Raw genomic sequence first — 26432 nt, 5'->3', positions numbered from 1 at the left:
ATTATTTGGTCGTCTCCTCCTCTTCTTCTTCCGTGCCGGGATCTTTCTTGTATCCCTCGTAGAATTCGTAGTAGTAGTTCATGTTGGCGGGTTCGTTGGTGAATCCTGCCAGCGTGCCGGTCGCATCCTTGCCCTCCTGCGTGAACACCAGCACGCTGGGCACCCACCAGTCGAGCGCCGGGTGGTAGAGCAGCCAGTCGGGCAGTTCGCCGGTCAGGCGGTTGAGGTTGATGGCGAACCGCTTGGTGTGCGGCATCACCTTCGGGGTGCCGATCAGCGCGCGGGGCAGCGTGTCGGCGTCAATGATGTCCTGTTCGGTGTATTTTTCCCAGTCGTCCATCTTGGGCAGCGGTCCCTGCAGGTAGTTGACCGAAAGCACCAGCGTGTCGAGGTCCCATTCGATCAGGCGGCGCGGGAATCCCTGTTCTTCGACAAGGCCGCCGTAGTTGGTTTCGATGGTGTTGCTCAGGTCATAGATGTTCTTGCGCGTGTTGGCGCCCATGTTCAGCGTCCGGAGCTTCGGGAAGTTCGTCGGGTTGATCTCTTCGGGAACCTTCTGGAAGTTGTTGCTGCTCAGGTCGAGGTATTCGAGATTCTTGAGCGCCGTGAAGTTCTTGTCCAGCGATACCAGACCGTAGGCCGAGATGGTGAGCCGGCGCAGCTGCGTGAGCTTGGTGATGTACTCGCCGGTGGTGAGGTCCTTGAGGAAGGCGTTGACGTTGCTGTAGAAGCTCAGCTCGTCGGCGGCCGTCAGGTACTGCACCTCGAAAGGCAGCTCCTCTTTGGTGTTGAACATGAAGAACCGGGCGTATTTCACGCGGCCCTTCTTTTCGGGCGTGTACCCCTCCATGCCCTCTTCCCAGAGGATCACGTTGTCCCAGTTGTCCATGCGTTCGCCGTTTTCCCAGCTTGCGATGGTTTCGAGCGTACGGGCGATGGCCAGCAGGGCGATCGAGTCGCCGCCGCGGGTGTTCTCCTCGATCGGTTCGGCGGCCTGTTGCGTGACCACGAGGTTGTCGTGCCGTGCGAGTTCGACCTCCTTTTTGGAGGTGAAGGTGACGTCGGCGATGCGGGGGTTGGGCTGCGAATTGATGTTCCAGTTGAAGCGCACGGTCACTTCGCGCGGGCGGATGCCGCGGTCGAATTCGACCGCCGGCTTCTCGAACTTGAGCCAGTTTTCGGCCGATTCGGGAACCTTGACGTAGAAATCCACGTTGGTCTTTATCTTGACGTCGAAGTGGCGCATGCCGTACGCCGCGTAGTTGGCGACGGTGACCTCCTTGTCGTCGATGCCGATGAGGTAGTCGAAGCCTTTCTGCGAGACGGCGATCTCCTTTTTGACCCAAGTGTTCTGCTCCATGATGCGGATTACGCCGCGGCGGGGCTGGTCGGTCAGGGCCGAGTCGATGAGTACGCGGCATTCGGTCGTGCCGCGGCCGTTGGCGGGCGAGACGGTGATCCACGGTTCGTCGGTGGTGGCGACCCACTCTTTCTCCGCCGACACCCTGACGGTGTGGGTTCCTCCCGTGGCGGGGGCTTCGATGGCGTCGCTGTCGGTGCCGAATCCGACGGTCTTGGCGGCGTCGGAGCAGCCGCACAATGCGATCGAGCAGAGGATAACCGGTATGTAATTCGTTATTTTCATTGTCATTTCTCCTTAGTGGTTATTCGAGCATTTTATCGCAGTTCAGGATATTCTGGGTCTTGTCGTAAATCAGGTTGTAGGCGCCCTGCTGCCAGTAGTAGCAGATCGCCGAGGCATCGAACGTGATGTTGGGGTTATCGCTGATGTCGAGGTGGTAGATCAGGTGGGAGATCGTGTCGTCGATCTTGCGCAGGTCGTTCGAGCCGATGTAGAATCCGCGCAGGCCGGTGTGCTGGTAGAGTCCCGTGGGCCATTCGCGCAGGCAGCGGTTGCCCTGAGCGTCGCGCTGGCCGCGGATGGCGTAGACCGTCAGGCCCGCGCAGTTGAGCGGCGACCACGGGAACTTGTCGAAGGCGTTGTACGAGACGTCCAGCCCGTAGAGGTAAGGCAGCTGCTCGGCCGTGAAATCCTTCGGCAGCTTGCTGAGCTTGTTGTAGGTCAGGTCGAGCGAGGTCATCGAAGTCGAGTATTTGCCGGAGAACGACCCTTCGGGGATTTCGTCGATCATGTTGCCGCGCAGGATGATGTATGCGACGAGCGATCCCGTCGTGCCGAGACATTTGGGGAACTTCGTGAACTTGTTCGCCGCGAGCGAGAGCTGTTCGATGTTCAGGCCCTTGAACGTGCCGTCCTCTTCGCCTTCGAAGCCGTCGATCTCGTTGTAGGAGAAATCGACCGATTTGATGGTGAACTTGCTCTTGGCCGAGAAGATGTTGGGGAACTTCGTGAATTTGTTGTAGGTCGCCGAGAAGGTCTCGACGTCGTCCATGGTGCAGAAAAGGCCGTTCCCGTCGGCGGGCAGCGACGTGAGTTTGTTGTTGTCGAGGTAGAGCTGCGCGGGAGCCACTTCTTTTCCGAACGGATGGATGGTCCCGATCTGGTTTTGGGCCAAGTCCAGCAGGCCGATCTTCTTGAGGTTCCGGAACGATTCCGGCACTTCCCGGAGATTGTTGTCGCGGACGTAGAGAATCTGTAGCTTCTCCTTCGCAGGGCCGTTGGCGATGGCGTTCAGACCCTTGTAGACCTCCTCGGCCGACCACTGCGAGTTGTTGGAAATGTTGAGCGAGATCATCTCCGGGAGCTTGGCGAGCACCATCGGGAACTGCGTCATCTTGGGGCAGTTGTACACCTCGACGTCGGTCAGCGACTTGAGGTTTGCCAGCTCGTCGGGCAGCGTCTCCAGCTCGCCGTTGGCGACGAACAGGTATTCGAGGTTTTCGAGCTTGCCGATGGCCGGGTCGATCGATTTGAGGCCGTTGGTCAGCTTGCCGTGCACCACGTCATAGGGGCGGATACGCTTCTGAAGTCCGGTTTTGCGGTCGATGATCTCGTCCTCGGTATAGTTCTCCTCGTAGAGCGAGATGCCCGGAATGGTCAGGTTGTGCTCCTTGAGCGCACGGGCGATCGGCTCGGAGGTCTGCGTCGGCGTGTGGATCAGGCGGAGGAACTCCTTGTTGCGCTCCATGCGGGTGCGCTTCCGCTCGCTCAGGCTCTTGTCGGGCGCGATCGAGGGATCGTATTCGAGCAGGTTGGCGTCGTTGTGCGAACCCAGATAAAGCTCGATCAGCTGCGTGAGCTGGCCGATGGCCGCGGGCAGGTGGCCCCGGAATCCGAAGTCGCTGAGCGTGATCTTCGCCACGCGGCCGTTGGAGTGTACCTCCACGCCGGGCTGGATGCCCCACAGGTCGGGGTCCTTGTTGAAGTCCCAGTTGGTGCCTTCGGGGTAGTTTTCGCCGGAGAAATACCAGTTGGGGCCGTCGAGCGCCTTCCAGATTTCATACAGCGCGTAGTAGTCGCGGATATACTCGTCGGCCTCGTAAAGCGTGACGCCGACCTTCGTTTCGGTGGTCTTGTTGTCCTCGATGACGAAGTCGAGGTTCTTGGGCCGCTTGTTGTTCTCCAGCAGCAGCTTGTTCTTGTCGTAGGTCTCGTACCGCATCATTTTGTAGCTGCCGGCCTTGAGCGAAAGCAGCGTGTCGCATTCGAGCGACGAGGTCTGGTAGCCGAACGTGTCGTCGTCCTCGTCGAAATGGATCGAGAACTTCGTGGGCAGCATCTTGAAGGTCGTCTGTTCGTTGGTCTCGCCCTGTTTTACGGTGAGGCTGATGAAAGCGATCTCGTCGAACGTATACTGTCTGTTTGCCGCACGGGTGACGGGCGTCTCGGTGAAGTCCGAAAGGTCCTTGCGGATGGTGAAGCGCACTTTTCCGCGCGGTTCGACATCGACCGTCAGGTCGTGGACCTGCAGGCCGCCGGCTTCGACGACGAGCCGGTCGTCGAGGGGCATGCCGTTGTATATCAGCTCGTCGTTGGCGTTGTAGAGCGAGAAGGTGATGATCTGGTACTGTCCCGTCAGCAGCCGGAGCTTCTCGCTGCGCAGGCCGAACTCGGCGCTCTCCTTGTCGGAGGCCGAGAGCGTCAGCGTCTGGGTGACGGTCGTGCCGTTGCAGCCGAGCGACACCTGCACCTTGGCGGCTTCGTAAAGGTAGTCGAGCTGGGGTTTCTGCGCCCGGCTGACGGCGTCGTAGGACGCCTGCTTGTATAGTTTGAACTGGACGTATCCGTAGTCGAGATCGCGGTTGTCGATGCCGTCGTCGTCGGAACATCCGCCGGTGAGGGCCGCTGCCAGTGCGAGAATCGCCGCTACGAAAATTTTTAAAAGTTTCATATCTAAAAACCTGTTCTGTATATTCTCCATAAATTGTAGTCGTATAGAACGGGTCCCCGCCCCTTCGAACGGGGACCTGTCGTGTGGGTGGTGTTTAGAACGCGGGCGTACAGTAAACGATGCATTTCATGTTCCAGCTGCCGTCCATGAACTGCAGCATGCCGTAGGAAGCCTGCTCCGCTTCGGGTTTGGCCATGGAGACCAGAATCTGCGTGTCGGAGAGGGGTTCGTAGTCGAGCCACTCGGCGCCCGACATCGGCATGAGCATGATCTGCTGGTAGGGCGAGACTTCCAGTACGGCGTTCGAAGGTTCGGCCGAGGTGTAGGTCAGCATGTACTGCGGAACTCCCATGCCGAGGTTCTCGGCGAACGAGGCGAGCAGGTCCGTGTTGCCGCCTGCGACCGTTTCGTAGTTCTCCTTCGTGATCTCGACCAGCGTCGCGCCGCTCACCAGATCGGGCATGGCGAACTTCACTTCGAAACCCTCGCCGCCACCGCCGATCGGATAATTCTCGTCGTAGATGCACTGGATGAGCGCAAACCGGCCGTCGGCGTCGGTGAAGACGGCGAATCCGATGTGGGCGATACCCTCGTTCGCCATCGAGCTGCCGCCGCACTTGTCCTTGGCGGGGTCCATGTCTACGATGACGCCCTCCGCGGTCTTGCGTACCGAGAGCCAGCTCTCCTCGCCGCTCATGGGCTGCAGGTCGTAGTCGAAGAAGGCGACGCCGGTATATTCGCGGTCCACGGTCAGCGTCGATTCGGGATCGTTCGACCACTCCTTCGTATAGATGAGCTTGTAGCCGTCCCTGACGCCGAATTCGCCGATGTACCAGTCGTCGGCCGGCAGCTTCTCGAAGGCGGCGCCGATTTCGGTCATGCCTGCGGGGTTGTTCGCCGAGATGGAGCCGGGATTGGCCTCCTGATTGATGGTGGTGACGAGATATTGTTTGTATTCGTCGCGGATCTCCGCGTCGATGAGCTGATAGGGGTCGGAGATCGTTTCGGCGACCGCTGCGGGCAGCGCCAGCAGGTATGCCTTGCGAGCTTTGCCGCCGTTCTCGGTCACGCCCACGGTGAACTGGCGCGACTGTACGACGTCGCTGCCGGGCGTGCTGTCCCACGGCTCCTCGGTCAGCAGGATCCATGCGAGGTCTTCGGCTTCGGCGCTCAGGTAGGGGGCGCCCCACTGCTGCGTGACCTCCGCGAAGAGGAAGAACTTCGCGCCGTCGATGCTCTGGACGCTGCCCATCGCGCTGCCCGGAACCCAGTCGCCGTTCATGCTGTTGAAATATTCGGCCTTGGTGTTGAATTTGGTCTCGGCGCTCATGCCGCTGACGGAGAAGATGTCGCGGCAGGCCGGAATCGAGATCGGAATCTCGTAGCTCACTCCGGAGTTGTTCTTGTCGGTGAATACCAGCGTCTCCTCGGCTCCGTCGAGCGGGTAGCGCGAAGCGTCGCCTTGCAGGCGCAGTTCGAGCTGCGCGCCCGGTTCGCCGATGGTCTTGGCCGGGACCTCAAGCCACTCCGGCAGTTTGCCGAGCACCCATTCGAAGTTGGCCTCCACGAGTACCGGCATCGAAAATCCGGTGCGGCCTTCGGGCCACGTCAGGGCGACGTTTTCGGCCGGTTCGGTGCCGTAGAGGTAGGTAAGCCCGGTTTCGGTGCTGTTGGGGTTGTAGATGAAGTCGCCGTAGTCGTCCAGCTGACAGGTGCGGAGCGTGAAGCCGCGGTCGAGCGTGCCGCGCGTGATCGTGGCGATGACCTTGCTCTGGCCGCCCATGGTCAGGGTCACCTCGCAGACGCGGTTGTCGTCGAACTCTTCCAGTTCGGCGGCGGCGATGACGATCCGGGCCGGGCCCGCGCCGCCGCGCAGGGTCCAGACCTTCTGCGTTCCGTCCTCGATCCAGAACCATGCGGCCGTTGCGGTCGGGACGCTTGCCTCCCAATCCTGATTGGGGTCGATTTCGATCGTGAAGGTCTCTCCGGCTCCGATGGTCGGGGAGACCGCTTCGGGGAAGTTGGGGCTGGGAGCCTTGATCTCCTTGTCCGAATCGGAACACGAAGCGGCCGCCAGACATGCTCCCGCGAGCAGTGACATCACCAAGTGTAAATAGTGCCTTTTCATATCTCTTGTCTTTTTCTGCTTTAATGGATTTAGCGCGCGTGCGGCGTGATGACTCCGCCCGGCTTCATGCCCTCTTCACGCTGGAGCCGGTCGGCCTCTTCGTCGCTGACCCACTCGATGATGTTGTAGAAGTGGCCCACCAGACCGACGTTCTCGCCCATGTTCTCGACGTGGACCTTGATCCAGAGCGTGACGTATTTCTGACACGAATTGAAGTAGGAGTCGTAGAGCGGGCTGTTGGTGACCAGAATCTTGTTGTCGCCGAGGATCTGTCCGAAGACCGAGCCTTCGTCTGCGAGTATCTGGTTCTTGTCCATGGTCACCAGCGGTTCGGCCGGATCGGCCGGGTCGAGGCGGATCGTCACGTCGTAGCTCGAAAAGAGCCAGTCGTGAAGGATGATCATGTTCTCCTCGGTGGGGTGCTTCTCGGTGCGGATAAGCCGCTGGAGCGAAGTGTTCTCGATGCCGGGATACTGGTTGAGGAAGAGCGAGGTCACGACGCACCAGCCCGTGAAGTCGTTGACGTCGTAGGGGCAGCTCTTCATCATCACGACCTTGGTCTGGTCGTGGTACAGATTCCAGTTGACCTGTTCGGGCATGACCAGCTTGAGGATGAAGCCCAGCGAGTCGGTCGGCTCGATGTTGTCGTACAGGCCGCGCACCTCTACGTTGGCGGCGCGCTGGCCGGCCTTTATGGTGATGGTGTTCGAACGCAGGGCGTAGTGCAGCCCTTCGATGGCGTTGCTGCCCTTGTCGATGATCTCCACGCCGAACGTGCGGTCGTAATCGCACGCGACGGTCGAAGTGACGGGAACCGAGAAGTATTCCTTGTCCTGAAGCACCATGTAGGTCGCCGCAGTGTCGGCGAACATGACGAACTCCCGGTCCGAATAGGTCTTGTACTCCTCCTTGCAGCCGGTGAAGAGGGCGGCGAGGAGTCCCGTTGCAAATAAAACCGTGATAATTTGTTTCATTGTTTATGGTCTGTTCGTTGTTGCTATCGGTTGCTTTCGTTGGGCAGAATCTCCGAGCCGGGAGACTCCAGTTCGTGCTGGGGAATCGGCCATACGAAGAGCGGATTGTCCGGAGTGATCTTGAGCGAGCTGCCTTCGGGCTGCGAGCACGACTGCGGCGTGCGGCGGATGCTGTAGCCGCCGTTCAGGTCGGCGTACTCCTTGCCCCAGCGCTTGAGGTCGTGCAGGCGGAAACCCTCCATGTAGAGTTCGCGCACGCGCTCGTCGGAGATGGTCTGCAGCCAGTTGTTTTTCGAGACGTTCAGCGTGCCGCCCGAAGCGTAGCGCATCTTGCGCAGCGCCGTGAGGTCGTTGCCGGCCTTCGTGAAGTCGTTCTTGCGGCAGTAGGCTTCGGCGCGGATCAGGTACTGCTCGGCCAGCCGGAACGGCTTGGGCATCGAAACGTGGAAGATCAGCTTGCTGGTGAAGTTGCGGTTGCCGTAGTATTTCACCAGCATCGGCCAGTCCAGTCCGTTGGTGTAGCCGATCGTCAGCCCCTGCTCCTTGCCGGCGAAGTAACCCGAATAACGCAGGTCGGCGGCGTCGTACAGGTTCAGCGCCGCGGTGGCCGGCACGTAGTCGGGATAGTAGTAGGTGAGGTCCTTGGTGAAGTTCAGGAACACCGTTCCGAGGGGACTGCCGTAGGAGGTTTCCGTGAAGCCGATGCGCCAGATGATCTCGTAGCTCAGGTCGTAGGCCCACATGTAGTCGAAGAAGGTGTAGTCGGCGTTGTACTTGGTTTTGGCGTCGGCCAGCTTGAAGGTGTTCTTCTTGTCGTCGATCAGGATGCTCGCGTATTCGATGGCGGTATCCCAGTCCTGCATGTAGAGGGCCACGCGGGCGTGCAGCGCCTGAGCGGCCGCCGAGGTGATGTACTCGTTGCTGTAGGCGTCCTCCTCCTTGTCGAGACGCTTCTCGGCCTCCGCCAGATCGTCGAGCACGAACTTATAGGAGTCGTACAGCGACGCGCGGCGGATCGGTTCCGGCGTGGAGTATTTGGTGCGGATGACCACGCCCAGCTCCGATTGCGCGGTGGCGGGGTCGTAGGCCTTGCAGTAATTCTTGAGCAGCTCCGAATAGCAGAGCGCGCGGATGGCGTAGACCTCGCCGGTGTATTCTTCGAGGTCTTCGAGGTTGTCGTCGCTGATTTCGTTCCGCATCACTTCGTCGATGCGTTCGAGGAAGAAGTTGCAGCGGCTGATGACGGTGTAGAGGTTGGCGTAAACGCCTTCGAGGTCGAGGTCGGTCGGGCGGACGTCCCAGCGCCAGAAGTTGCCGAACTGGTTGCTGTTGCCCTCGACGGCATAGACGAGGTCGGCCTGAATGTCGGGCAGCAGCGTGAGCCGTCCGCTGAAAAGCGAGCTGCTCTTGAAGGTGGCGTAGATGCCCGTGAGGGTCTGCTCGGCATCCGCGAAGGTCTTCATGGCATCCTTTTCGGGGATGGCGGATTCGGGGTATTTGTCCAGACACGAAGTGGCGAGGAGAAGCACCGCAAGGGCGGAAAGTCGGAATTTTATATTGCGTAACATGTTCATAGTCCCGTTTTAGAATGTTAAGTCGAGTCCGAAGGTGAATTGCCGGGCCATAGGATACTGCGCTTGGTACATGTTGGAGTTACCCTCAGGGTCGAGTCCCGTGAATTTGGTGAACGTAAACAGGTTCTGGGCCTGTGCGTAAATCCGGGCGCCTCCGATGAACCGGGTCTTGCGCAGCCACTCCTGCGGGAAGGTGTAGCTGAGCATGAGGTTCTTCAGACGCAGGAACGAAGCGTCCTCCAGCAGGCGGTCGTCGAACTCGGTGTAGACGCCGTGGCGCGGAATGTCGGTGATGTCGCCCGGTTTCTTCCAGCGGTCGAGCAGGCGTTTCGACTGGTTGAAGGAGACGAAGCGGCCGTTCGACTCGTCGAAATAGCGGTCGTTGTTGATCATCCAGCGGTCGGCCACCCAAGCGAACTGTGCCGAGAGCGAAAGCCCCTTCCATGTCAGCGTCGTGCCGAAGCCGCCCTGCCACGGGGCGAAGAAGCTCTTGCCGGTCAGCACCTTGTCCTCGTCGCGGAGTTCGGTGGTCAGCTCGCCCTGCTTGGTGTACCACAGGGCGTCGCCGTTGGCGGGATTGACGCCGGCGAAGCGGTTGATGTAGAATTCGCCCACGGGGTGTCCCACGACCAGCTTGGTGTTGGTGCTGGACATTTCGTACTCCGTGACGCCGTTATAGAGTTCGGTGATCTTGTTCTTGTTGTAGGACACGTTGGCGTTCACGCTCCACAGGAAGTCCTTGCTTGCGACGACGGCGCCCGACAGGCTCAGCTCGACGCCGCGGTTGACCATGCCGCCCACGTTGCTCCAGTGGTAGCCGTAGCCTTTGTCGGCATAGGATTCGGGAACCTCCATCAGCATGTCGGTCGTCTTCTTGTTGTAGAGTTCGACGTCCAGATTGAGCCGGCTCCAGAAGCCCAAATGCAGGGCCACGTTGGTCGTCCAGAGCTTCTCCCAGCTCAGCTCCTCGTTGCCCGGCTGGGTGGGGGCGATGCCGGCGTTGCCGAAATAGTTCTGGCCGCCGGTCACCAGCGCGAGGTGTTCGTAGTTGGGAATCTCCGAGTTGCCCGACGTACCGGTGCTGACGGCGATCTGCGCCAGCGTCAGCCAGCGGCGGGAGTTCTCCATGAATTTCTCGTTGCGCAGGTTCCACATGAAGCCCACCGACCAGAAGCCGGCCCAGCGGTTCGAGGCGCCGAAGCGCGAGGAGCCGTCGGTACGCAGCGAGAAGTCGGCGTAGTAACGGTCCGAATAGCTGTACTCGGCGCGTCCGAAGAACGACAGATAGGCGTAGTTGTCGTCGGTGGTGTCGCTCCAGCGGGTGGCGCGCGGACTCGACGAGATGTTCACCAGTTTGTCGTTGTTCTGGTCCTTGGTCTGCAAGGAGAAGGCCTCGTACCGGTAGTCGAGTCCCTCCTGCCCCGCGAGGAAGGTGAACATGTGCTTGTTGTCGATGTCGAACCGGTAGGTGATCGTATTGGTGACCGAAAGGCTCATTCCGTCGGAGGAGTTGCGCTGTACGGTACCCGAACCGAGGTTGGGGGCGTAGCTCGGATAGGAGATGCCGCGGCCCGTCGAGTGCGAATAATCGACGCCGAACTGCGAACGGAGCGTAAGCCCTTCGATCGGGGTCGCCTCGGCGAAGACCGTGGATATGATCTTGTACTTCTTGTAGTCTACGGGGTTGTTCTTGAGCCATTCGAGCGGGTTCTGCCCCTCGCCCTTCCACGAACCGTCGTTCACCGACGCCAGCGAACCGCCGGCGCGGTGCGGGTTCCAGTAGGGAAGCATGAAGCGTGCGGCCGAAATCGGTGTGGTCAGGGTGTATTCCCCGTCGTCGGCCTTCTCGATGGTCTGGTAGTTCATCATCGTGTTGGTGCCGAGTTTGAGCCACTTGGCGGCCCGCTGCTCGACGTTGGCGCGGATCGAGTAGCGCTCGAACGACGAACCCACGGCCGTACCGTCCTGACTGTAGTAGCCGCCCGAAACGTAGTAGTTGGTCTTTTCGCTGGCTCCTGAGACGGAAAGCTCGTAGTTCTGGAGCAGCGCGGCGTTGCTGAACACCTCGTCGAGCCAGTTGACGTCGGTCTTGGCCAGCACGTTGTAGTTCTTGCCGTCGGTCAGCCCCAGCTCCTTCTCATACTGGATGCGCTCCGAAGTGTTCATCAGGTCCCAGTTGCCGTAGGCGATCTGCGAAAAACCGAGCTGCATGCGGTAGTTGATTTTCGCGCGGTCGGCCATGCGGCCGCGCTTGGTGGTGATGACGATCACGCCGTTGGCCGCGCGCGCACCGTATATGGAGGTGGACGAAGCGTCTTTGAGGACCGAAAGGCTCTCGATGTCGGAGGGGTTGATGGTGTTGAAGTCCCTGCTCGAAATGGCGACGCCGTCCAGAATGTAGAGCGGCGCGGTGCCGGAGTTGATCGAGTTGGTGCCTCGGATGGCCATGGCTGCGGTCTCGCTCGGTTCGCCGGAGTCGGAAAGTACCGTCAGGCCCGGAACCTGACCCTGAAGGGCCTGATCGAAGGCCGCCGCCGGGGTGTCCTCGATCTTCTCGGCCTTGACGGTCGATACCGAGCCTGCGATGGTGCCCTTTTTGCGGACGCCGTAGGCGATCACCACCACGTCGTCGAGCGTCTGCGAATCGCCTTGCAGCGCGACGTCGCAGGTAACGGAGCTTCGGCCTGCGGGAACCGTGAACTCGAACGGTTTGTAACCGATGTACTGGAAGGTGAGGGTGGTCCCCGCCGAAACGGTTATCCGGTAGGTGCCGTCGGCGAGTGTGCTCACTCCGCTCGTGGCTCCGGAAATCACGTTGACCCCGATCAGGGGTTGCTTGTCATCCGCCGAAGTGACGATGCCACTGACGGTCACGTTTCCCCCCCCCTGAGCCATAGATACGGCCGGCAGGATGCATAGGAAAAGTGCAAGAATGTTGAGTAGAAGTTTCGTTTTTTGCATAAGTGGATGATACTTTCTTACGCGGCAAAGAAAAATAATTAAAATGAATTTGCCAAATATTCAAAATGGATGAAATGTAAGCCGGAGTGCCTGAAAAGGGCTGTTTCGGTGCTCTGTTCGGTGTGTTTCAGTGCTCTATTCGATTCTTAATTAATAACTTAAGGTTTTGATTTGATTTGTTGCGATTGGGTTGAATAATATTCAAAATATTTTCATAAAAATGTAGAAATAGGTTTGCTTATTTTGAAATTTTATCATTATATGAGCGGTGCTCGGTCGGATTTCGGGGCGGGGATTTAGCGGGCCGGAAGCTTCGGAAGCGGAAAACGGGCGTTTGTTTTTGATATATTTTAAGAAATGGCCTCCTTTTGTCGTCCGGTTTTAGGAAGCCGTAAAAAAATGTCGAAATATTTGCCGAAGGAGGGCTTTTCACCCCCGAAATTGAGAAAAGATAACAATTTCTTTAATTTTGTTAATCCCGCTTTGCAGGGAACGAGACGTCTTGAAAGCGGTCTGAAAGGCCTTTTCGGAGGTTTAATTAGGCTGAAACGGGAAATTATGTGCCGATGCAGTCGTTTTTGCCGGTGTTAAACTTACGGATTGTAAGCATTATTGTCGAATTTCATATTAATACATAACTTTCGGCCCCGATTCGGATGGATCGGGGGACAAAAAATTACTCCGGGACATGATTCCCGGAGTAATGCTTTCGGCGGAGTTCTAATATGCGGGCGCCGGGTTGCAGCAGGTTCGTGATTTCGATGCTGTAGGGAGGAGACTCAGGAGTCCAGCCATACGTTTGTCGAACGTCATTCGCTTACTTCACCCAATTCGGTGATTTGTAGGTTGGTGCGGCGCTTCGGCGCAGGCGATTAGCAACAGATCGAAGGCCGGCTGCAGTTGTTTCAGTTTTGTTGCAAGTCTATTTTAATAAGTACTGTTTTTGTCCCACCATACCGGTTTGGTCCAGTCGTCCCTGCCTCCGAGACGTTCGATGGCTTCCTGATAATTGACCGCATTGTAAAGGCTTTCGGAGATCGGATAACTCAGCCGGCGCGGCATCTTCCCGTCCTTCGCGTCGCGGGTGTAGGCGTTGGACGGCGGGGTGAGTTTGGGGAATCCGGAGCGTCGCCAGTTGGCGAAAGCTTCGAACGGATTGGTCAGGTGAAGGATCCACAGCTGCATGTTGATCTGCTCCACTTCCGTTCCGGCCGTCAGCGGATTGGCGGCCAGATAGCTGTCGATCTCCGACTGGGGAATGGCCAGCGCCTTTTCGTCGTATATTTTCAGGAATCTGATGGCTTCGTTTACGCCTGTATTGTAAAGATCCTCCGGAGTTTCGGCGATTGCGGCGATGTTCCAGCGCACCTTGGCTTCGGCCAGCAGGAAGCAGGTCTCGGCGTAGGTCATGGCGATGCCGGGGGTGTTGGTTTTCAGGAATGCGTTGTTGAGCTGGGGATGGCAGCTTCCTCCCTGCACGGCTACCGATTCATTGTAGGCCTCCTTGATCGTGCTGCTGGACGCCATCAGCCAAGGCCAGCTGTCGTACCATGCGCGCCCTTTGGGAACGGGTACGAAGTAGCGAGTCGTTCCCGAACCCGAAACCTGCTTGTTGTACAATTCGTCGGTCAGGTCGATGCGTTTGAACGGCTGTTTCTGGGCGTGGGGGTCGTCATGGTAGTAGAGCCGGCTGATTACGAAGGTGCGCGGGTCCTTTTTGCTCGATTTGGCGTATTCCGGCTTCCAGTTGCTGCCGAGTTTCTTGCCGTCCTCGAAGTTGATGTTGTCGTTGGATTCGGCGCGGCCGTACCACATGTAGTTGAAAAGGGTCTCGCACAGGAACGGCGAGGGCGAGTTGTCTACCGACTGCCATATCTGGGCCAATGCGTTGCGGCGGTACTCTCCGTGTCCGGTGTCGTAAATGTCCGAAAAAGAGTTGAACATGGCGATGTCGCCGCTGGTCATCACGCCGCCGACGTTGTTTATGGCCGCTTCCGCCTGCGTGCGGGCCGTATTGGCGTCGGCCTGAACCAAGCGCAAGGCCAAACGGAGTCGCAGGGAGTTGCCGAACCGGCGCCATTTCTGATAGTCGCCCTTGAAGATCAGGTCGCCGTCCGCACTGCCGCCGTCGGCGCTGAGGGCTTTGACGGCCTCGTCGAGTTCGTTGAAGAAGTCGTTGTAGATATCCTGCTGCTTGTCGTATTTCGGGTAGTAGTCTTTGCTGAAATAGGCGGTGCCGGCAGCGAAGTAGGGTATGTCGCCGTATACGTCGGTGAGAATCGAGAAAAGGTATACCTTGAAGATACGGGCGATGGCGTTGAGGTTGGCGTAGCCGGCATCACCGTCCGTCCGGCTCACCAGATCGACGATGTTCTTGATCTGGTTCTGGTACATGAAGTTCCACAGACTCTTGATCTGATTGTCGTCGTTGCGGTATTGGCCGCCGTAATTGGTGGCGTCCCAGTTGCCCTGCATCTGTTGCGTCAGCGGGCTCATGTATCGGTTGCAAATCGAGCCGATGTCCATACTGCCCCATTGCCTGAGTTCGATGCCGGTGAGCTGGAAGTTCGGATTCAGGTTGGCGGATTTGGTAGGATCGTTGTTCAGATCCTTGTCCACGCACGAACCCAGTAGCAGGAGCGATAAGATGAGCAGTATATTGATTGGTTTCATGTTGATTAGAATTTGAGGTTAATGTTGAATCCGAAACTGCGGCGCGAGGGCAGCGAGCCGTACTCGATTCCTTTTCCGTTGCCGTTGTTGTAGTTGGAGTCGGGGTCGATGTTCGGAACGTTCTTGAAGATGATCAGCGGGTTTCGGGCTACGAACGACAGGGTCAGTCCGTCCAGCGCCTTTCCGATCATCCTCCGCGGGAAGCTGTAGCTGAGCGTCATTTCGCGGATCTTGACGTAGGAGTTGTCCAGCACGAAGAACTGGGGAATGTTGTTGGAGATGAAGTTCCAGTAGCTTTCCGGGTTGCAGTAGCGGGTATTGGGCGCCCAGCTGATCGTGCCGTCGTCGTTTTTGACCTGAACTACGCCATCCACCAAATAGCCTCCCGTAGGATTCCATGCTGCCGTTTCGAGTCCGGCGGCAAGGCGTCCTTCTTCGGACTGATACCAGCCGTCCCGTCCTTTGAGCGTCTTTTTGGAGCGTCCGGAGCTGTAGGTGCCCCGCATGGTCGAGGTGTAGAGGTCCGCGCCGACTTTGATGTCGAAGATGGCGCTGAGGTTCCAGTTCTTGAACCGGACGTTGGTGTACATGCCGCCGGTGAATTTCCAGTGGGCGTTTCCCAGCGCGGTGTAGTTGTCGCTGACCGAGGGGATGCCGGTGGTCGGATCGACGATGATGTCGCCGTTTTCGTTGCGTTTGTAATCCTTGCCCATGATCGTGCCCAGCTCTTCGCCCACCACGGCCATGACGCGGACGCCCGCTGCGCCTACCCATTCGGCGTTCTCCACCTCGTACATCTGCGATTCGCCCAGCGAGTGCACCTTGTTGGAGTTGCGCGCGAAGTTGAAGCCCAGATCCCACTGCCAGTTCTTGGTCTTTACGGGAATGGTGTTGAGCTTGATCTCGATGCCTTTGTTGGTGAGCACGCCCGAATTGAGCAGGGCGGTCGAATAGCCGGTGCTGATGGAGGTGTTGACGTGGCGGATCTGGTCGCGGCTGGTCTGGCTGTAGTATGTAAAGTCGAGCACGATGCGCTTGTTCAGGAAGTAGAGCTCGGTGCCGACCTCCCACGAACGGGTCCGGGTCGGTTTGAGATCGCGGTTGGGTACGGTCGAGTTGGAGATCTGACCCGACGATACGCCGCCGACCGGATGCGGATAAAGTGCGTAGTTGAGCGACATCTGATAGGGGCTGGTGTCATTGCCGACCTCGGCCCACGAAGCGCGCACCTTGCCGAACGACAGGATTTTGGATACGCTCGACGGTAACAGTTCGGAGAAGATGAAGCTGCCCGATACCGACGGATACACGTACGTGTGTTGATCAGCGTGGAGGTGTTGTCGGCCCTGACGGTGACGTCCAGATAGGCGAAATTCTTATACCCCAGATTGACCATGGCGTAGGCCGAGTTGATTTGTCTCTGGTAGGGCGATTCGACGATCGTCTTGTCGGAGAAACTGTTGATTTTCTTGATTTCGGGTTCGGCCATGTCCTTGCCCGTGATCGTGGTCTGGAAGTTGTCCACACGGTAGAGGTTCAATCCGGCCGTTCCGACCAGACTCATGTTTTTGCCCAAGTTGGTGCTGTAGGTGAGCACCGCGTCCGCGTTGATCGTGCGGTTGCTGTTGGTCTGGGTCTTCAGATAGCCCGATTCGTGGCTCGGCGTGGAGATCGGCGCGAAGTCCTCGAAACTGAACTCGGTGATGTCGGCGCCTCCGGAGAGCTTGAATTTCAGCTTGTCGGTGATCTTGTATGAGATGCTGGCCGAGGAGATCAGACGGTTCTTTTTGGAGGTGTTGCTCATCTCGTTGATGATCCAGTAGGGATTGACCCGGTTCACGTCGCCGTTCCAGTTGTAGTATTTTCCCTCCTCGTCCTTATAGTTGTCCCGCAGCAGGTAGAGGTCGTAAGTCGAAGGCAGCGAGGAGAGGTTCTTGCCCTCGTTGTTGCGGTCCCCTGCCAGAGCGGGACGGTTGTTCACTTTCTCGTAGACGTAGTTTACTTTTACGTCCACGTCGATCTTCCGCCCGATTTTGGTGTTGGTGCGGACCGTGAACGTGCTGCGGTTCATGCCTGAGTTCGGCACGATATCCCGGTTACGCAGATCGGAATAGGAGAGTCTGATGCCGGCATCCTTGTAAATCTTGTTGAGCGTGATGCTGTTGTTGGCCGTGACGCCGAGCCGGAAGAAATCCTCGATGCCGTGGTTGGAGATGGTGTAGGGACGCAGTACGTTGTCGAAATACCATATTTTCAGATTCTTGTCGATTTTTGGGCCCCAGCTTTTCGAGGAGTTCGAGCGGTCGTCGATCGTTCCGTAGATGCGGCCGTTGGATCCCTGTCCATATATATATTGTACGTCGTCGAAGCGTGTCAGCTGCTGCTCTACGGTCGTGGTGGAGTTGATCTCCACGCCGAGGGACTGTCCTTTGCGGGACGAGGCCTTCTTCGTGGTGATCATGATGACGCCGTTGCCGGCCTGCGAGCCGTACAGGGCCGATGCGGCGGGGCCTTTCAGTACGGAGATGTTCTCGATGTCGTCGGGGTTGATGCTCGAAATGCCGTCTCCCAAGTCATATCCGCCGTCCTTGTTCGCACTGCCGAAATTGGTGTTGTCGATGGGCATTCCGTCCACTACGTACAGCGGCTGGTTGTTTCCCGTGAGCATCGAGCTGCCTCGGATCTCCACATGGGAGGAGCCGCTGGGGCCTCCGGCGGTCTGGCTGATGATCAGGCCCGGTTCGCGTCCCGCCAGCGAGTTGATGACGTTCAGCTCCCGCACCTTTTCGAACGCTTCGCCTTTGATGTCTCCTACCGAGTATCCCAGCGATTTGCGTTCACGGGTCATGCCCAGCGCGGTGACCACGACGTCTTGGATCGTCTCGCTGGTCGTTTCGAGCTTGATGGTGAGGTTGGTCTGGGTTCCCTCCTTAACCTCGGCTGTTTTGTAGCCGAGGAACTTTACTTCGAGGATCGATGCCGGGGTTACCTGAATCGTGAATTTTCCCGCAGTGGTTGTCGTTCCGGTTGTCGTTCCCTGAACGATGACGGTGGCGCCGCTCACCGGATTGTCGTTTTCGTCGGTAACCATACCGGACACAGTTCTCTTTTGGGTGTTACCCCCCCCCTGCCCATAGGCGGGACTCCCGAAAATCATTGCGCAAAATAACGGAAGCGCAGTGTAAATCAATAATAGTCGAATTTTGTTCATCGGGTTAATAATTTAAGTTGGTTTTTATAAAATGGGTTTTTCGCTCGGATTTTTTTGCCGTTAGCTAAATAAGCCTTTTTTTGGTTTAAATTGTGACTGAATATTGTATTTGTATGAAACAAAATTGCGATTTACTTAATTTTGTAAGATATTTATAGGTTTGTATAATTATGTGGCATATGGAGAGACGAAATTCGGCTTATCTTTAAAATATTAAAAATAAAGAAATAGAGAGACGACTTTATCGGTGGAAAAGATGGGCGGACGGATTCATATTTGGATGGCTTGTGTCGTGACGGCGTTCTTTGCGGTCGCAAGGGCGAATGCCGGAGCATATACGTTTAAAAGTTATCAGGTCGAAAACGGCCTTTCGCAAAACAGCGTGCTTTCCATCCTGCAGGACCGGGAGGGATTCATGTGGTTCGGTACCAAGGACGGACTCAATTGTTTCGACGGTTATTCGTTCAAGGTTTATCGCCGTCAGAGCGGCGTGGAGACCTCGCTGGGCAATAATTTCGTGTTTTCGCTCCGTGAGGATTCCCACGGCCGGTTCTGGGTGGGAACGGGCCGGGGCGTCTGGCTGTTCGACAAGGAGCGTGAGACGTTCCGCAAGTTTCTCGTCGAGGTTTCGGGCCGGGATATCCTGACCGCGCAGATCAGTGCGATCATGGAGGACGATGCTGGCGACATATGGCTGGCGACCCACGGGCAGGGGCTGTTCCGGATCGACAGGAATCTGGCGTGTACGCACCATTTCCAGACTCCGCAGATTCCGTCCAATTTCATCGGGTCCGTCGTTCAGGACAAGATGGGCGGCATTTGGGTGGGAACCGTCGGCAAGGGAATCGTGATGCTCGATCCCGTGACTTCGCGGGTCGATTCGCTGCCCGAATATGTTTCGGAGGGAATCCGGGACAAAGTGATTTCGAGCCTTTATTGCGACGACAACAACAATGTCTGGGTCGGCACGTCGAAAGAGGGGCTGCATTGTATCAACAACCGTGCGCTGCGGGTGCAGCACTACCTCGACAAATCGATCCTGAACATCCGGTCGATTACGCAGTATCTCGATGACGTTATCGTTATGGGGTCGGACAACGGGCTGGTCATGCTCGACACCTCCACCGGCGAATATCGCCTGACCAACAAGTCGCTCAACAGCAATCTGTCCGACAATTCGATCTTCTCGATTATCCGTGACCGGGAGAATTCGCTTTGGATAGGCACCTATTTCGGCGGCGTGAACTATTATTCCCCGTTGATCAATCGTTTCGAGCATTATTATTCCAGTAACGGGCATCGCAATTTCAACGGGAACATCGTCAGTCAGATCCGGCAGGACAAGAACGGGAAGATCTGGATAGGAACCGACGACAAGGGACTGAGCCTGTTCGATCCGCAGACCGGACAATTCGAGCCGAGTGCGTTGTGCGGAAAGGTCACCTACCACAACGTGCAGGCGATTCTTTGCAATGACGACTACCTGTGGGTGGGCCTTTACAACAAGGGAATCAACCGGATCGACTTGAAAACGGGCCGCGTGAAAAACTATGTCAGCCGTCCCGGAGACAGCACGGGCATCGACGACAGCAACATATTCGCCATCACACGGCTCTCCACGGGAGAGCTGCTCTTCGCCACGCCGATCGGGGTGAACGTCTATAACGCCGCAGAGGATAATTTTACGCGGATTCCGCAACTGGTCAATGTCTTTGTGAAATCCATTTTGGAGGATTATCTGGGCAATCTCTGGTTCGCCACCAACAACGAGGGAATCTGGTGCCGGACCAAGAGCGGTCAATGGTGCCGCTACGTCAACAATCCCGCGGACTCCAATTCGTTGAGTTATAATGCGGTGAATTATATCTACGAGGACCGGAAGAACCGGCTCTGGTTCTGTACGGACGGCGGCGGGGTGTGCCTGTGGAATCACCGGGACAAGACGTTCCGGACGATCGACGAAAACCGGGGGCTGCCCAACAATGTGGTCTACGCGATCGTCGACGATTTGAACGGGCATCTCTGGGTCAGCACCAACAAGGGACTCGCGGCGATCAGCGAGGAGGACTGGACCGTCAGGACCTACAACTCTTCGCAGCGGATACAGAACGTACTCTATAATTACAATGCCGTGCTCCGGGACCGGGACAATTATCTCTATTTCGGCGGCGTGAACGGCTTCGTCCGTTTCGATCCGCGGGAAATCACGCCCAACGATTTTACTCCGGCGGTCAAGATCACGGCGGTGAGCGTGCTGAACCGGGATATTCCCGTATCGGAGGGCGGGGACAAACGGTTTGTGCTCAAACGCAATCAGTCCACCTTCCGGTTCGACTTCGTGCTGTTGAGCTACGTTTCGCCGCCGGATAATCTCTATGCCTATAAACTGGAGGGCTTTGACCGGGACTGGACTACGGTGCAGGGTTATCCGCACGCCCATTACATGAATATCCCTTCGGGAAAATACAGGTTCCGGGTCCGGGCCGCCAATAGCGACGGGGTATGGAACGACCGAAGCGACGAAATAGAAATCGTTGTCAAACGTCCGTTCTTTTCTTCCGTGGCGATGCTCGTGCTCTATACGGCGTTGCTGCTGGCCGGAATCTGGTTCTGGGTCCGAAGGTTCAGGTCCCGCGTCAAGGCCCGGAGCGAGAAGAAGTTTCTGGAAGACAAGATCAACTTCTTCACCAACATCGCCCATGAGATACGCACTCCGCTGTCGCTGATTACGGCGCCGCTCGAAAATATCATCAAATCCGGTGACGGCACCGTGCAGACGAGAGACAATCTGCACGTGATCGAACGCAATTCCAACCGCCTGCTCGAACTTGTCAATCAACTGCTCGATTTTAGAAAGATCGAGGAGGAGATGTTTATCCTCAACCGGGAGAGGACGGATATCAACGGTATTGTCCGCAAGGTGTACGCGCAGTATGAGTACGAGGCGCGGGCCAAGAACATAGACCTGCGGATCGAGCTTCCCGGAGAGGAGGTCGGGTGTCTTGTCGATGCGGAGGCGATTTTCAAGGTGATCAGCAACCTGATGTCGAACGCCATGAAGTTTACCCGCGACACGATCTGGCTGGAGTTGTGCCGGGACGAGGGTACGGCGGTGGTCCGGGTGCGCGACAACGGGGCCGGACTCGATGACCGGGATGCCGGCAGGATATTCGATCCCTTCGTGCAGGGCAGCAACAATACGCTGAGTGCCGGTTCCGGAATCGGACTCGCGCTTGCGCAGGCGCTGGCAAGGAAAAACAAGGGCGAAATCGAACTTGACCGCAGCTGCGGTCAAGGCGCCGTGTTCGTACTGACGCTTCCGCTGGCCGAAGCCGCTGCGGACGAATCTTTGGCCAAGCATGCGACTCATTCGTTCGGAGGCGCCGCCGAGGACAATCGCCAGCGGATTCTGGTCGTCGAGGACAACGATGAGCTGCGGGAATTCATATGCCGCAGCCTGAGCGATCAGTATACGATTGCCAGCGCCGTTGACGGAATGCAGGCGCTCAAGGTTTTGGATAACGAAGGGGTGGTGGACCTCGTTATCTCGGATGTCATGATGCCCCGGATCGATGGATTGGAATTGTGCAAAAGGATCAAGAACGATCCGGCCTATTCGCACATTCCGGTCATTCTCCTCTCCGCAAAGGTAGACCAGTCGGTTAAGATCAAGGGGTTCGAACAGGGCGCCGACGTGTACATCGAGAAGCCGTTCTCGATGGACCAGCTCAAGGCTCAGATAGGCAGTGCGATCGAGAACCGGATGAGGTTGAGGGACAATTTTGTCCGTTCGCCGCTGCAATACCTCCGGGAGAACCACGGCGGCTGCGACATCCAGTTCCTCAACAAACTGAACGATACGATTCTCTCCAACCTGACCAATACCGAATTCTCGATAAACGGGCTGGCTGAACTTTTTTGCATGAGCCGGTCCAGCCTGCATAAGAAGATCAAGGCGCTGACGGGGCTGACTCCCAACGACTACATCAAGCTGATCCGGTTGAACAAGGCGGCGGAGCTGCTTTCTTCGGGGAGCTACAAGGTGAACGAGGTGTGCTATCTGGTCGGGTTCAACACTCCGTCGTATTTTGCGAAGTGTTTTTATAAACAGTTCAACAAGCTGCCCAGTTCGCAGCTCGACTGATTGTGCGGGCAGTTTGACCGCCGTTCTTTGTATTGTGCAATAACGTTGTATATGTGGCGCAGATATTGGTAGGCGCGGATCGCCGTGCCGGTTATATTTGCACGGCCGTCTGTATGATGGCGAGTGTACTAACCTAAATGATCTGTAGATTTATGAAAAGAATTGCATTAGCGGCGTTTTTGTTTGTGACGCTTGTTCTTTCTGCCGCAGAGCCGGCTCCTACGCTCAGGCGCAATACGGTGGACGAGGTGATCGCCGCCATGACGCCTGAGGAGAAGGTGCTCATGGTGATCGGCAACAAAAACAACGACCGGCGCAGGTATATCGGCGAAGGTTCCACTTGGTATTGCGCAAGGCTCGGTCTGATGCCGACCGTCATGTGCGACGGTCCTGCCGGAGTGCGCATGAAACCCTTCCGGGACGGCGACTCTACCAAAGCCTATTACAGCACCGCTTTCCCCACAGCCACCGCGCTGGCCGCTACGTGGAATACCGAATTGGTGGAGACGGTCGGTGACGCGATGGGTAACGAAACGCTTGAATACGGTGCCGACGTGCTTCTGGCCCCTGCGATGAATATTCAGCGCGATCCGCTGTGCGGACGGAATTTCGAGTACTATTCCGAAGATCCGCTTCTGTCGGGGAAAATGGGCGCCGCGATGGTGCGCGGGATTCAGTCGCAGGGCGTCGGGACTTCGGTCAAGCATTTCGCGGCGAACAATCAGGAGAGCAACCGCAAGGGTGTCAATGCCGTGATCAGTCAGCGGGCGCTTCGGGAGATTTACCTGCGCGGCTTCGAGATCGCGATCAGGGAGGCTGCGCCGTGGACCGTCATGTCGTCCTATAATCGGCTTAACGGGGTGTACGCCTCCCAGAACCGCGACCTGCTGACCACGGTGCTGCGGGACGAATGGGGCTTCGACGGAATGGTGATGACCGACTGGTTCGCCGGCGACGACGGGGTGGCTCAGATGAAGGCGGGCAACGATATCATCATGGGCGGCTTCCCTCACGGTCATTACAAATACCATCAGCCCGAAATTCTCAGCGCGCTTTCCGACAAGACGCTCGATGAGGAGGTTCTTGACCGGAATATCCGCCGGATACTCGGCTTCGTCAAGAAAACGCCCTCTTATAGGGAATACGCCTGCTCCCTGAAGCCCGATCTTGCGCGGCATGCACAGGTCGCTCAGCGTGCTGCGGACGAGGCGATGGTGCTGCTGAAAAACGACCGGAATACGCTCCCGGTCAGAAAACCGAATCGGGTTGCGCTTTTCGGCAAGACGTCCTATGATTTCATAGCCGGAGGCACGGGCAGCGGCGAGGTGCATTACGGTCATGCGGTATCCCTCAAAGAGGGGCTGTCGAACGTCGGGTTCCGGATTTCGTCCGCCGCGGACCGTTTCTACACCCGGTTCGTCGATTCGGTGTTTGCTGCCGGCGGGCACAAGAAATATGCGGTAACCCGCTCTCAGGAACCTCGGATCGACAAGGCTCTCGTCGAAGCGGAGGCGAAGGTTACGGACTTGGGAGTCGTGACTCTCGGCCGGTTGTCCGGAGAGGGCGTGGACCGTAAGGAAGAGGGTTATTTCACCCTGACCGACAATGAAAAGGAACTGCTCGGAGCCGTGTGTTCGGCCTATCATGCACTCGGAAAAAAAGTGGTTGTCGTACTCAATATCGGAGGGGTGATCGAAACGGCTTCGTGGAAAGAGCTGCCCGACGCGATCCTGCTCTCGTGGCAGACGGGTCAGCAGGGCGGCGCGGCCGTTGCCGAGCTGCTTCGGGGAACCGTCAATCCTTCCGGAAAGCTGCCCGTGAGCTATCCCGTTTCATATGCCGACGTTCCGTCGTCGAAATCGTTTCCGGGAATTCCCGCCGACCTGCCGGTCAACTCCTACTATAATGAGGGTGTGTATGTCGGCTACCGCTATTACACGACGTATGATGTCCCTGTGTCCTATCCGTTCGGTTACGGGCTTTCTTACACTCGGTTCGAATACTCCGACCTGACGCTGAGCAGCGATTCGTTTCCGGGACGGATCGATGTCTCGGTAAAGATCTCCAACACGGGCAAAGTCGCCGGAAAAGAGGTCGTTCAGCTTTATCTGACGGCGCCGGCCGTCTTGCAGGACAAGCCGGAGCGGGAATTGAAAGGTTTTGCCAAAACCCGGCTTCTTGCGCCCGGTGAGAGTCAGGTGCTTACCTTTACGCTCGATCCCCGTTCGCTTTGCTCCTTCCGCAGCGGCATCAGCAGCTGGGTGGCCGAGGCCGGAAGCTATGAGGTGAAGATCGGCGCTTCGTCGCAGGACATCCGTCAGCGAGCCTCCTTTTCGCTCGGAAAGGAGCTGGTCGTCGAGAAACTGCACGATGTCCTCGCCCCCAATGTGCCGATTAAGGATATGGGGACGACTTCGGCAAAAGTCCTTGGAACGGATCAGCCTTTCGACCACTACCATGAACTGGATTATAAATTCAACTGGCACTGGTAACTTTCCGTTCCCGTTCGTTCGGGGACGGCTCTGCGCCCGAATTGTTCCGCCCCGTCTCCGCACTTTCTTCCTGAAAAGCAAAACCGCGTTAGAAACGATTCTAACGCGGTTTTCAGTGCCCAGGACAAGACTCGAACTTGCACGAACTAATGTTCACTACCCCCTCAAAGTAGCGTGTCTACCAATTTCACCACCTGGGCCTTACCTCCGAATTTCGGATTTCGGGTGTGCAAATATAGGGTATAAATTTTAATCCGCCAAATTTTCAGGACGGTTAATGGCAATTTTTGTGCTTCTTCGGTTCTCTTATTCGGAAACGGGGCCGTTTCTCCGCCCTGCGACGGCAAGGCGGGCCGGCCGGCCGACCTGCGGTACGACGTGCATCGAATCCTCCGGCGGCGCCCCGGAACTACTCCCCGTGCTGCGGGGAGAGGACGAGCATGCCTGCGGGTCTTCGCGCGTCTTCCGGCAGCGAGACACCCGCTATCGGCGCGATGCCTGCGGCGCTCCGGCACGGAGCGGGCGTGTAGGTGCGGCCCGTAATCAGGCTCAGGGCCTTGGCGAGCATCGGCTCCTCAGGTCCGAAATCCACCAGTCTGTTGTTCCAGTCGGCGACCGCATAATCGACCGCGAGTCCGGCCGGATTCACCGTCTCCTTTTTGGCGTTGTAGCCTTCGAACGTGATCGGGGCCAGTTCGTACGAATAGTCGCCGTCGTCGAACTTGTCGATCTCCATGCCCACGTTCTTGCCGTTGGTCTTCTCGCCGATCAGCGTCACGCCGATGTCGATTCCCCTCAACCCGTTGATGACCGCTTCGCTCGACGACGCCGTGCTGCCTGTCGTCAGCACATAGATGTTCTGCAGGCCGAGGGCGTACTGCTTGAGGTCCGCCCCGTAGTAGTCGCCGTAGCTGAAATTCTCGTAAAAGAGCGCTTTCTCCCGATCGTACGTATTGCCCGTCTGCTTCTGGGTTTTCGCCGGATCGGCCATGCGGCTGTCGTTGTAGCGGTAATACTGGAAAACCTTGCCGTCGCATTTTTCGCCTGCGATGCACGTCGCCAGCATCTTTGCCGAAATCACGTGTCCGCCGCCGTTGTAGCGCAGGTCGAGTACCAGATCGGTGATTCCCGCGTCGCGGAACTTCCGGAGGGAATCCAGCAGGTCGTCGTCATATGCCGCGTCGAACCCGTTGTAGACCATGTAGCCGATCTTGTGCTTACCCTCCTCGATGACCTCCGCGCGGAGCACCGGATTCGGGTAGAGCCGTTCCGCCGTGAGGGTGGTCTCTTCACCCGTCTCCCGGACTTTGAAGAGGACCGACGCGGCTCCCGAAGGGCTTGTCAGCCGCTTGTATACGGGGGTGTATTCGCTCTCCGAATCGGCGATCTCGGCGCCGTCTATCTCCGAGAAGATCGTGCCCCGTCTGAACCCCGCCTTGTCTGCCGGGGAGCCGGGATATACCGCCATCACGTAGAACCCGGCCTTCCCCGTGTTGGAGAACCGGACCACCCCCAGCCGGGCGAATCCGAACCCGTATTCCGTCTCCTTGCGGACGCCGTGATTGACGCCGCGCGTTTTCAGCCCCGTGGCCGCGCGGCTCCGGGCTTTGCGGGTGATGTAGGAGTAGAGGTTGTAATAATTCTGTCCCGCTCCGTCCGTATACCTCTTTTTGTCGAGGGTGTTGGAGGTCATCCCCAGCAGGGTCCTCGTCAGGAAGTTGTCTTTGTCGGCGGCGTATTCGATCGTCAGGTCGCGGGTCATCTGCCCATACTCGCCGTTCCATAGATAGCGTTCAGCCAGATAGCTGTCTATCTTGTCGTTGTACGACTCCGTGGTTCCCGTGCCGCCGTTTCCGGCCGTATCTTTGGCGCAGGAACCCGCCGCCAGCGCCGAGAGAAGCGCTGCGGCCCATGCGCAGTGAATTATTCTCATCTGTCGAATTTTTTATCCGCTAAAGGTAG

At 57.6% G+C, this 26432-nt stretch carries 10 protein-coding genes, 1 tRNA gene and 1 pseudogene; 2 read left to right on the top strand and 10 right to left on the bottom strand.

Annotated elements, in window-relative coordinates; genetic code table 11:
* Position 1: 1 nt before the first annotated feature.
* The 8 genes and pseudogenes from ACESTR_RS02120 to ACESTR_RS02085 all read right to left on the bottom strand — a co-directional run bounded on the left by ACESTR_RS02120 (position 2) and on the right by ACESTR_RS02085 (position 17834).
* A complete protein-coding gene (locus ACESTR_RS02120; RefSeq protein ID WP_288299382.1) occupies positions 2-1645 on the bottom strand; it encodes a BACON domain-containing protein in 1644 nt (547 codons plus the stop codon).
* 19 nt (positions 1646-1664) lie between these two features.
* Positions 1665-4313, bottom strand: a complete 2649-nt coding sequence (locus ACESTR_RS02115) for a DUF4458 domain-containing protein (protein WP_315976098.1) — start codon at positions 4311-4313, stop codon at positions 1665-1667.
* A 94-nt stretch (positions 4314-4407) separates the two neighbouring features.
* Positions 4408-6441, bottom strand: a complete 2034-nt coding sequence (locus ACESTR_RS02110; RefSeq protein ID WP_278433977.1) for a hypothetical protein — start codon at positions 6439-6441, stop codon at positions 4408-4410.
* Positions 6442-6470: 29 nt separating this feature from the next.
* Positions 6471-7415, bottom strand: a complete 945-nt coding sequence (locus ACESTR_RS02105; protein ID WP_014775416.1) for a DUF4984 domain-containing protein — start codon at positions 7413-7415, stop codon at positions 6471-6473.
* A gap of 23 nt (positions 7416-7438) precedes the next feature.
* Positions 7439-8989: a RagB/SusD family nutrient uptake outer membrane protein gene (locus ACESTR_RS02100; protein ID WP_279065873.1), complete on the bottom strand. Its 1551-nt coding sequence runs from the start codon at positions 8987-8989 to the stop codon at positions 7439-7441.
* Positions 8990-8998: 9 nt separating this feature from the next.
* On the bottom strand, positions 8999-11950 hold the full coding sequence (locus ACESTR_RS02095; protein ID WP_373178737.1) for a SusC/RagA family TonB-linked outer membrane protein: 2952 nt from the start codon (positions 11948-11950) through the stop codon (positions 8999-9001).
* A 927-nt stretch (positions 11951-12877) separates the two neighbouring features.
* Positions 12878-14623: a SusD/RagB family nutrient-binding outer membrane lipoprotein gene (locus tag ACESTR_RS02090; RefSeq protein ID WP_302267170.1), complete on the bottom strand. Its 1746-nt coding sequence runs from the start codon at positions 14621-14623 to the stop codon at positions 12878-12880.
* 5 nt (positions 14624-14628) lie between these two features.
* A pseudogene (locus ACESTR_RS02085) lies at positions 14629-17834 on the bottom strand (SusC/RagA family TonB-linked outer membrane protein).
* 256 nt (positions 17835-18090) lie between these two features.
* Between ACESTR_RS02085 and ACESTR_RS02080 the strand changes: the two are divergent.
* Together ACESTR_RS02080 and ACESTR_RS02075 are read left to right on the top strand one after the other, a co-directional pair.
* Positions 18091-21978 (top strand): two-component regulator propeller domain-containing protein, encoded by a 3888-nt coding sequence (locus tag ACESTR_RS02080; RefSeq protein ID WP_373178735.1) that lies wholly within the window; start codon positions 18091-18093, stop codon positions 21976-21978.
* Positions 21979-22130: 152 nt separating this feature from the next.
* Positions 22131-24470, top strand: coding sequence for a glycoside hydrolase family 3 N-terminal domain-containing protein (locus tag ACESTR_RS02075; protein WP_288299418.1), 2340 nt, complete (start codon positions 22131-22133; stop codon positions 24468-24470).
* Between the two features lie 116 nt (positions 24471-24586).
* Here the strand turns inward: ACESTR_RS02075 and ACESTR_RS02070 are convergent.
* Together ACESTR_RS02070 and ACESTR_RS02065 are read right to left on the bottom strand one after the other, a co-directional pair.
* Positions 24587-24670 (bottom strand) — tRNA-Leu (locus ACESTR_RS02070).
* Between the two features lie 209 nt (positions 24671-24879).
* On the bottom strand, positions 24880-26403 hold the full coding sequence (locus tag ACESTR_RS02065; RefSeq protein WP_373178732.1) for a S41 family peptidase: 1524 nt from the start codon (positions 26401-26403) through the stop codon (positions 24880-24882).
* Positions 26404-26432: the final 29 nt, after the last annotated feature.

The sequence above is a fragment of the Alistipes sp. DJF_B185 genome (genome assembly GCF_964250025.1).
Taxonomy (GTDB): domain Bacteria; phylum Bacteroidota; class Bacteroidia; order Bacteroidales; family Rikenellaceae; genus Alistipes; species Alistipes finegoldii.
This window is presented reverse-complemented; position numbering and strand designations above follow the sequence as displayed.

Coding starts and splice junctions, on each gene's coding strand:
- ACESTR_RS02110 (WP_278433977.1), bottom strand. CDS start 6,441: ATGAAAAGGCACTATTTACACTTGGTGATGTCACTGCTCGCGGGAGCA.
- ACESTR_RS02100 (WP_279065873.1), bottom strand. CDS start 8,989: ATGAACATGTTACGCAATATAAAATTCCGACTTTCCGCCCTTGCGGTG.
- ACESTR_RS02080 (WP_373178735.1), top strand. CDS start 18,091: ATGGGCGGACGGATTCATATTTGGATGGCTTGTGTCGTGACGGCGTTC.
- ACESTR_RS02120 (WP_288299382.1), bottom strand. CDS start 1,645: ATGAAAATAACGAATTACATACCGGTTATCCTCTGCTCGATCGCATTG.
- ACESTR_RS02090 (WP_302267170.1), bottom strand. CDS start 14,623: ATGAAACCAATCAATATACTGCTCATCTTATCGCTCCTGCTACTGGGT.
- ACESTR_RS02065 (WP_373178732.1), bottom strand. CDS start 26,403: ATGAGAATAATTCACTGCGCATGGGCCGCAGCGCTTCTCTCGGCGCTG.
- ACESTR_RS02115 (WP_315976098.1), bottom strand. CDS start 4,313: ATGAAACTTTTAAAAATTTTCGTAGCGGCGATTCTCGCACTGGCAGCG.
- ACESTR_RS02075 (WP_288299418.1), top strand. CDS start 22,131: ATGAAAAGAATTGCATTAGCGGCGTTTTTGTTTGTGACGCTTGTTCTT.
- ACESTR_RS02095 (WP_373178737.1), bottom strand. CDS start 11,950: ATGCAAAAAACGAAACTTCTACTCAACATTCTTGCACTTTTCCTATGC.
- ACESTR_RS02105 (WP_014775416.1), bottom strand. CDS start 7,415: ATGAAACAAATTATCACGGTTTTATTTGCAACGGGACTCCTCGCCGCC.